The organism is Intrasporangium sp. (genome assembly GCF_036566125.1).
Taxonomy (GTDB): domain Bacteria; phylum Actinomycetota; class Actinomycetes; order Actinomycetales; family Dermatophilaceae; genus Intrasporangium.
Map to the genome: position 1 here is coordinate 1 of NZ_DATCWX010000031.1, position 8,484 is coordinate 8,484.

The following is an 8,484-nucleotide window of genomic DNA, read 5'->3' on the forward strand; positions in this document are numbered from 1 at the left end:
GCAGCACCGCGTCGCGCCGCCGCGCCGCCCACGGCAGGTAGGCGAGGAGCAGCAGCGCGCCGCCGATGAGCTGGGTGAGCACGCCGGGGGAGGTCCAGCCGTCCTCATTGCCATGCACGATGCCCCACGTGGCGAGCAGCACCGCGCCGCCGAGCAGGCCCGTGCCGACGAGGTCGAGCCGCGTGAAAGCGCCCCGCGACTCCGGCACCGCGACGAGAAGCAGTCCGACGGCGATGACGGCGATCGGCACGTTGACCCAGAAGATCGCCTCCCAGCTGATCCCCTGCACGATGGCGCCGCCCACGACCGGACCGACGGCGACGCCGAGCCCCGAGACGCCGCCCCAGATGCCGATCGCCATGGGGCGCATCCGCTCCGAGACCGAACCGGCGAGCAGCGCCAAGGACAGGGGCATGATCGCCGCGGCACCGAAGCCCTGCACGGCGCGTGCCACGACAAGGGCCTCGGACGTGGAGCTGAGCGCTGCGCCGATCGAGCCGATGGTGAAGACGACGATCCCCGCGGCCATGACCCGGCGACGGCCGAGCCGGTCACCGAGCGTCGCCGCGGGCAGCATGAAGGCCGCGAAGGCCAGCGTGTAGGCATTGAGGAACCACGACAGCTGGCCGACCGTGGCGTCGAGGTCGCGCTGAATGACCGGCAGCGCCGTCGTCATGACGAGGTTGTCCAGCGTGGCGAGGAACATCGGCAGCGAGGTGGCGACGAGGACGAGCCACAGGGCAGCGGCGGGCCGGGTCCGCTGGCCGGAGTCGCGAGGTGGCTGCTCGACGTCGATCGAGGAAGCCGCAGAGGAGGCGGTGGAGGGGGAGCCCGTGACGGTGCTCATGTCGAGAACCCTTCTGTATGCATTCGATGATTACTTAGGATCAGCACGACGATAGGTAATCGACTGATAACATGTCAACATGTCTGCGGCCCCGATTTCTGCACCCACTGCCACGCGCATGTCCGCCGGCGCTCGACGCGAGCTGGTTCTGGCCGCCGCGACCCGGGCCTTCGCCGAGCAGGGCTACGCCGCGACCACCACGGACACGGTCGCTCGGGAGGCAGGTGTCAGCCAGCCCTACGTGGTGCGGATGTTCGGCACCAAGCTCCAGCTCTTCGTCGAGGTCTTCGAGCATGCCGCCGAGCGGATCATCGAGGCGTTCGAGCGCGAGCTCGACTCGCAGCCCTTCGATCCCGAGGAGCCCGACGACTGGACGCGGCTGGGCCACGCCTACAAAGAACTCGTCGAGGACCGCGACTTCCTGCTCGTCATGCTGCACGGCTTCACGTCGGCCGGTGTCGACGAGATCGGGGTGGCCGCCCGCGCCTGTATGGGACGGATCTTCGCGCTGCTCCGCCGGACGGGAGGTTCGGACGAGCAGCTCCGCGTCTTCGTCGCGCACGGCATGCTCATCAACGTCCTGGTCGCCATGCGCGCGCCCGAGCACCTGGGCGAAGGTGGCCCGCTCGCCGACTTGATGGACTGCGCCATGCAGGAGTTCCGCCCCCCGGCCGCCACCTGACCGTTCTGCCCAGGGTCAACCAACCGGAAGTCCAGCCGCGGCCATGCTCAGCCGCCCCGGACCCGGCCCTTACCTCCGGTTGGTTGACCCGGCCAGCTGCGGGCACGAGGCGCAGGCCTGCATGCCGGGCAGCGCCACGATGAAGCAGCAGGACCGTCTCCGTGCCGCCGGCTCCACAGGCCGCCCCGCCGCACCGGTGGCATTGCGTACGGCGATCGCCCAGACGTCGGCGACGACACCCCACCGTTGCCGTGAGCTCATCTTGACGTCGGGCGCATAGTCCCGCACCACAGCCGTCACCAGTTGGCCGTATGCCGCTGAGCTCGCTTCCAGCGCAGCCTCCCTCGAGTGGTCGGCGGGCTCCACGACGCTGACGTGACCGGGTCTCAGGACGATGCGGGACGGGTAGAGCCCAGGTGCGAGCTCGAAACCCAGCCCCGTCGGGGCGGGGTCGATGACCACGGAAGCGAGCTCAGCGGCATACGCCAACGGGGTTGCGACGACCTCGCACCACCACTGCAGGACGAAGGCAGCCGCCACGTGCGGCTTGTGCTCCGAGCCTTGTCGGGCAGCAAGTGCCTGCCGCCATGGCGCGAGCGGATCCATGCCTGCCTCGATCTCACTCAGCCACGTGGTGCCAGCCGACGCCTCGGTGGAGACGGTGACGTGAGGGAGCGCGCGGTCGACGACGTGCACGAGCTCTTCGAGCGGGTGCGAGGACACTGCTGCTCCTTTGACGCGGCCGGGCCATCCCATCCTCTCGGTAGACTCTCCTACTCGTGACCATGCCCCCGCCGTTCGATGAGATCTCCCGTGTCGTGACCGAGCACGAGGACGAGCTCATCGAGTTCCGCAGGGACCTGCACCAACACCCCGAGCTCGGCCGGGCCGAGGTGCGCACTACCGGGCTCGTGGCCGAGCGCCTCGAGAGCGTCGGTATCGCTGCCCGCCGGCTGCACGGGACCGGGCTGATCGCAGACATCGGCGCTCCCGAACCGGTTATCCGGGTTGCCCTGCGGGCCGATCTCGACGCCCTGCCGATTCGTGAGCAGACCGAGCTCGAGTTCGCGTCTCGCACCGACGGGGTCAGCCACGCCTGCGGCCACGACGTGCACACGGCCGCGCTGCTCGGGGCCGGCTTCGCGCTCAAGGCGGTGGAGGATCGCCTCCGTGACCACGGCGTCGGTGCGCGGCTCATCTTCCAGCCGGCAGAGGAGCTCATGCCTGGTGGCGCCCAGGACGTCGTCTCGCAGGACGGCCTCGTCGGGGTGGACCGGATCTTCGCCGTGCACTGCGACCCCGGCCTCGACGTGGGCCATGTCGGACTGCGGGTCGGTCCGATCACCGCGGCTGCCGACCAGGTCGACGTGACGCTCACGGGGCGTGGTGGTCACACCTCGCGGCCACACCTGACGCAGGACCTGACGTACGCCCTCGCGAAGGTCGTCACCGACGTGCCCGCGGCGCTGTCCCGCCGGCTGGACCCTCGGGCGGCAGCGGCGCTCGTGTGGGGTTCTGTCCACAGCGGCGGTGCGCACAACGTCATCCCGGCGACCGGCAAGGCCGGCGGCACGCTGCGCATGCTCGACGCCGAGACCTGGGAGGGCGTGGAGAAGCTCCTCGACGAGGTGGTCCATGCCGTCGTGGCTCCGTACGCGGTGGCCGCCGACGTGACGATCACCAAGGGTGTGCCGCCGGTCGTCAACGACGCCTCGTGCATCGATGCGCTGACCGCAGCGGTCGTCGGTGCCGGCGCGACGGTCGCGTCGACGCCACAGTCCTTGGGCGGCGAGGACTTCGCGTGGTACCTGACCCATGTTCCTGGCGCGATGGCCCGGCTCGGAACCCGCCGACCCGGGGGCCTCACCTACGACCTGCACCGCGGGGACCTCGTCGTCGACGAGGGCGCGATCGCCGTCGGCGCGAGCACCCTGGCCGGATGTGTGCTGGCCTCCGCCGCGCACCACCTCCTGCCGCGGCCGAGCGGGATGCGTGCGCCACGGGCGCGGTAGCGGATCGGTAACACTTGCGGCGAGTTTGCCCGAGTGCTTCAAATCGTGACGTTGTCCGGGTCTACAGTGCGTGGCATCAGGGCCGATGTCATCATCGGCCGATGGAGTGAAGGAGTAACCCCTTGCGTCACGCAACCAAGGTCGCAGCAGTGGTCGCCGCTGCCGCGCTCGGACTCGCCGCCTGCGGCAGCAGCACCCCGGAGGCGACCCCGGGTGCGAACGGCACCGGCACCGGAGCGTCGAGCGCCGCGCCGCTCAAGGTCGGGCTCGCATACGACGTGGGCGGGCGCGGAGACGGCTCGTTCAACGACGCCGCCGCGGCTGGACTCGACAAGGCCAAGGCCGATTACGGAGTCGAGGGCAAGGAGGCAACGGCCGTCTCGGGTGAGCCGGAGTCCGCTCGCGAGGAGCGGCTCTCGCAACTCATCGACGCCGGCTTCGACAACATCGTCGCCGTCGGCTTCGCCTACGCCAAGTCGGTGGGCAAGGTCGCCAAGGACAACCCGGACGTCAAGTTCGCGATCATCGACGATGCGTCGCCCGACTCCGCTGGTCCGAACGTCGAGCAGATCACCTTCGCCGAGAACGAGGGCTCCTTCCTCGTCGGTGCCGCGGCTGCCCTCAAGACGAAGAGCAACATCATCGGCTTCGTCGGTGGCGTCGAGACGCCCCTCATCAAGAAGTTCGAGGCTGGCTACGTCACGGGTGCGAAGGCCGTCAAGCCCGACATCCAGATCAAGGTGCAGTACCTCACCCAGGTTCCCGACTTCTCCGGGTTCAACTCCGTCGACAAGGGCAAGGCGGCTGCCGACGGCATGTACCAGGCGGGTGCCGACATCGTCTACCACGCCGCAGGAGGCTCCGGCGGCGGCGTCTTCGAGGCCGCCAAGGCTGCCGGCAAGCGGGCGATCGGCGTCGACTCCGACCAGGCCAACCTCAAGCAGTACGCCGCGGTCAAGGACGTCATCATGACCTCGATGATCAAGAAGGTCGACGTCGCGGTGTTCGACTACATCACCTCGATCAAGGACGGGAAGTTCCAGGGCGGCAACAAGGTCTTCGACCTCAAGGCAGGCGGCGTCGACTACTCGACCACCGGTGGCCAGATCGATGACATCAAGGCCAAGCTCGACGAGTTCAAGCAGAAGATCATCTCCGGCGAGATCAAGGTCCCGACGACTCCCTGAGCCTCGAGACCCCAACCGGTCAGAGTGGACGGCCCGGACGACGCGCTCGCGTTGTCCGGGCCGTTTACCGCCGAGCCGCCTGCCGACTGTGTACGTTCGGCGTGGTGGTTCAATTTTTCGGTCGCCGCCCGCGCCGTCGGGCCCTGATGAGGAGCGTGCGTCATCGTCGCCAATGACACAACCGCCAGCGTCCCGTCGCACGGGGGACCGGAGCCGGTCCCGACCGCCGGGGCGCGCGGGGAGCCGGTGGTCGAGCTGCACGGGATCACCAAGCGGTTCCCCGGTGTCGTCGCGAACAAGGACATCGAGCTGACGGTGCATCGAGGAACGGTGCACGCCATCGTCGGAGAGAACGGCGCGGGCAAGTCGACGCTGATGAAGATCCTCTACGGCGTCCAACAGCCCGACGAGGGGACGATCTCGGTCGAGGGGACCGTGCGAGCCCTGAAGTCGCCTGCGGACGCGATCGAGGCGGGGATCGGCATGGTGTTCCAGCACTTCCAGCTCGCGGACAACTTCACCGTCCTCGAGAACGTCGTCCTCGGGGCTGAGAAGCTCCACGGCATCGGTGACGAGGCCCGCGCGAAGGTCAGGGAGATCTCGGATGCCTATGGCCTGGGCATCGACCCAGATGTCCTCGTCGAGGACCTCGGGGTCGGAGCGCAGCAGCGGGTCGAGATCCTCAAGGTTCTCTATCGAGGCGCCCGGATCATCATCCTCGACGAGCCGACCGCTGTCCTTGTGCCCCAGGAGGTCGAGGAGCTGTTCGACAACCTGCGCGAGCTGAAGGCGGAGGGCCTGACCGTCATCTTCATCTCGCACAAGCTCGACGAGGTGCTCAGCGTCGCCGACGCGATCACCGTCATCCGGAGGGGAACCACGGTGGCCGAGGTCCTGCCCAAGGACGTCACCGCCCGCGACCTCGCCGAGCTCATGGTCGGCTCCGAGCTGCCGTCGCCGAGCACCGAGGAGTCGACCGTCACCGAGACGCCCCTGCTCGTCATCGAGGACACCTCCCTCGACAACCCGCTCGGCGGCCGCCCCCTGCTGAGCGACATCGAGCTCACCATTCGCGCCGGCGAGATCGTCGGGATCGCCGGCGTCGAGGGCAACGGCCAGGACGAGCTGGTCGAGGTGATCATGGGGATCCGGGAGCCCTCATCTGGCCGCATCCTCCTCGGCGACGTGGACACCTCCACCTGGCAGACCCGAGAGCTGCGGGAGGCCGGCATCGGCTACATCCCAGCGGATCGGCACCGTCACGGGCTGCTGCTCGAGGCACCCCTGTGGGAGAACGTCGTCCTCGGCCACCAGACCGAGCCGATCTACGCCTCCGGGCCCGGTGGCTCGCTGATCAACGCGAGCGCCGCACGGAAGGAGGCCGCGGAGGTCGTCAAGGAGTACGACGTGCGCACCCCATCGATCCAGGTGACCGCGGGCTCGCTGTCCGGCGGCAACCAGCAGAAGCTCATCATCGGCCGTGAGATGCGTCGCGAGCCCAAGGTGATGGTGGCCGCACACCCGACCCGGGGCGTCGACGTCGGCGCCCAGGCGGCGATCTGGGACCAGCTCAAGCGGGCCAGACGCAACGGCCTCGCGGTCCTCCTCATCTCGGCCGACCTGGAGGAGCTGATCGGCCTGTCCGACACGATCCGGGTCATCCTGCGCGGACGCCTCTCCGGGGACTTCGATCCCGACACCGTGACGAGGGAAGAACTCGGCGCCGCGATGACCGGGGCAACAGCGACGGAGGGGGCAGCCTGATGAGCGCCCGATTCGACCTGCGCAGGATCCTGATGAGCCTCGCCGCGCCGGCGCTGGCCATCGTCGTGGCGGTGATCGTCACGTCTGTCATCCTCGCTGTGGCGGGAGACCCGGTCGGGAAGGTGTGGAGCACGATCCTCTCCGTCCCCCGCCCACGCGTCGTCGTCTCGATCATCAACGCGTCGATCGTCTACTACATCTCGGCCATCGCCGTGGCGATCGGCTTCCGGATGAACCTGTTCAACATCGGGGTCGACGGCCAGTACCGCGTCGCCGCCTTCGCTGCCGCCGTCGTCGCCGGTCAAGGCTGGCTTCCCGGCCCCCTCAACATCCTGCTCGGCCTCGTCGTGGCCATGCTGGCGGGTGGGTTGTGGGCCGCGATCGCGGGTCTGCTCAAGGTCTACCGAGGCGTGTCCGAAGTCATCTCGACCATCATGCTCAACGCGATCGCAACGATCGGCGTCGCCTTCCTGTTGCGCAAGGTCGCCCTGCAGGTCGAGGGCTCGAACGTCACGAGCACCAAGCCACTTCCCGACGACTCTCGCGTCCCCGGCATGGCCCTCATCCCCGGTGTGTCGCGCGAGGTCTACGGTCTGCTGTTCCTCGCGATCATCGTCGGGGTCCTCTACTGGTTCATCCTCGGTAAGACGCGATTCGGCTTCGACCTGCGCGCCACCGGCCGGTCGGAGTCGGCCGCTGTCGCGAGCGGCGTCCGGGTCAAGCGCATGGTGCTGACCGCCATGGTGCTCTCGGGCGTCGTGGCCGGGCTCGTCGGCATGCCGCTGCTGTTCGGTCAGGACTACGGGTATGGCGACACGTTCCAGCCCGGCCTCGGTTTCGCCGGCATCGCCGTCGCACTGCTCGGCCGCAACCACCCCATCGGGATCATCTTCGCCGCTCTTCTCTGGGGCTTCCTCGACCAGCAGTCCAACTCCCTGCAGATCACCGCCGGCGTCAGCGACCGGCTCGTCCTCATCATCCAGGGCGTCATCGTCCTCTCCGTCGTCATCGCCTACGAGGTGATCCGCCGGGCCAACGTTCGCTTCGAGCAGCGCAAGGTGGCCCAGGCGCTGGCCGAGCAAGGATCCCTGTCGAAGGAAGGGGCGCCGGCATGAGCCAGCTGACGACACAGACCCCGCCCGAGTCGGCGGCCGGCCGTGAGCCCCGCATGGGGTTGTCCCGGCTCGTCGGCTGGCGTCGCGTCCTGGCGCTCGCCGCCGCAGGCCTGGTCGTGGTCTCCCTGACCCGCGTCATCACCGGCGCGAACGACATGAGCTCCTCCGGCGCGCTCATCGCCGCCCTGGCCCTCGCCGCGCCCATCGCCCTTGCCGGTCTCGGCGGACTCTGGTCCGAGCGTGCGGGCGTCGTCAACATCGGCCTCGAGGGCATGATGATCATGGGCACCTGGGGGGCGGCCTACTTCGCGGTGCACTACGGCGCGTGGGCCGGGGTGCTGGGCGCCATCATGATGGGCGTCATCGGCGGGGCGATCCACGCCCTGGCAACGGTCATCTTCGGCGTCGACCACATCGTCTCCGGTGTGGCGCTCAACCTGCTCGGTGCCGGTGCCGCGGCCTACCTCGCCACGCGCACGTTCAGCGAGACCGGTGGCACCCAGTCGCCGAGCCTGCCGCCTTTGCCGCAAGTGACCATCACCCCCGTCTCCGACGCCCTCGCTGACGTCGAGCGCGGTGGGGTCTTCATCATCGCCGATGTCGCCAGCGTCCTCCGCGCGCTGGTCACGAACCTGTCCGTCCTGACGATCATCGTCGTCCTGCTCCTCGTGGGTACGTGGTGGATCCTGTGGCGTACCGGCTTCGGCCTGCGGCTTCGCTCCTGCGGCGAGTCGCCGGTGGCCGCGGAGACGCTCGGCGTCAACGTGATCAGGTACAAGTTCATTGCGGTCCTCGTCTCCGGAGGGCTTGCCGGGCTGGGTGGCGGCTTCCTCGCCATGGTCGCGTCGAACCTCTACCGCGAGGGCCAGACCGGCGG

General features: G+C 68.9%; 8 protein-coding genes. 6 read left to right on the forward strand and 2 right to left on the reverse strand.

Annotated features, from left to right (window positions below):
- A partial coding sequence (locus VIR15_RS01950) for an MFS transporter (RefSeq protein ID WP_331925787.1) occupies positions 1 to 847 on the reverse strand: 847 nt, incomplete at its 3' end.
- A 79-nt stretch (positions 848 to 926) separates the two neighbouring features.
- On the opposite strand from VIR15_RS01950, the gene VIR15_RS01955 reads away from it, so the two are divergent.
- Positions 927 to 1,529 carry a TetR/AcrR family transcriptional regulator gene (locus tag VIR15_RS01955; protein ID WP_331925788.1) on the forward strand — a complete coding sequence of 201 codons (603 nt, stop codon included), beginning with the start codon at positions 927 to 929 and terminating at the stop codon, positions 1,527 to 1,529.
- 69 nt (positions 1,530 to 1,598) lie between these two features.
- On the opposite strand, the gene VIR15_RS01960 is transcribed toward VIR15_RS01955, so the two are convergent.
- Positions 1,599 to 2,252: a (2Fe-2S)-binding protein gene (locus VIR15_RS01960; protein WP_331925789.1), complete on the reverse strand. Its 654-nt coding sequence runs from the start codon at positions 2,250 to 2,252 to the stop codon at positions 1,599 to 1,601.
- 62 nt (positions 2,253 to 2,314) lie between these two features.
- Here VIR15_RS01960 and VIR15_RS01965 point away from each other — a divergent pair, with 62 nt between their 5' ends.
- The 5 genes from VIR15_RS01965 to VIR15_RS01985 form a co-directional block, all read left to right on the forward strand.
- Entirely contained in the window at positions 2,315 to 3,541 is a 1,227-nt protein-coding gene (locus tag VIR15_RS01965) for an amidohydrolase (RefSeq protein WP_331925794.1), read from the forward strand.
- Positions 3,542 to 3,663: 122 nt separating this feature from the next.
- Complete coding sequence (locus tag VIR15_RS01970; RefSeq protein ID WP_331925790.1) at positions 3,664 to 4,728, forward strand: BMP family lipoprotein; 1,065 nt, start codon at positions 3,664 to 3,666, stop codon at positions 4,726 to 4,728.
- A 246-nt stretch (positions 4,729 to 4,974) separates the two neighbouring features.
- Entirely contained in the window at positions 4,975 to 6,492 is a 1,518-nt protein-coding gene (locus VIR15_RS01975; RefSeq protein ID WP_331925791.1) for an ABC transporter ATP-binding protein, read from the forward strand.
- Entirely contained in the window at positions 6,492 to 7,607 is a 1,116-nt protein-coding gene (locus VIR15_RS01980; protein WP_331925792.1) for an ABC transporter permease, read from the forward strand. The genes VIR15_RS01975 and VIR15_RS01980 overlap by 1 nt, the downstream gene beginning before the upstream one ends.
- A partial coding sequence (locus VIR15_RS01985) for an ABC transporter permease (protein ID WP_331925793.1) occupies positions 7,604 to 8,484 on the forward strand: 881 nt, incomplete at its 3' end. The genes VIR15_RS01980 and VIR15_RS01985, both read left to right, overlap by 4 nt.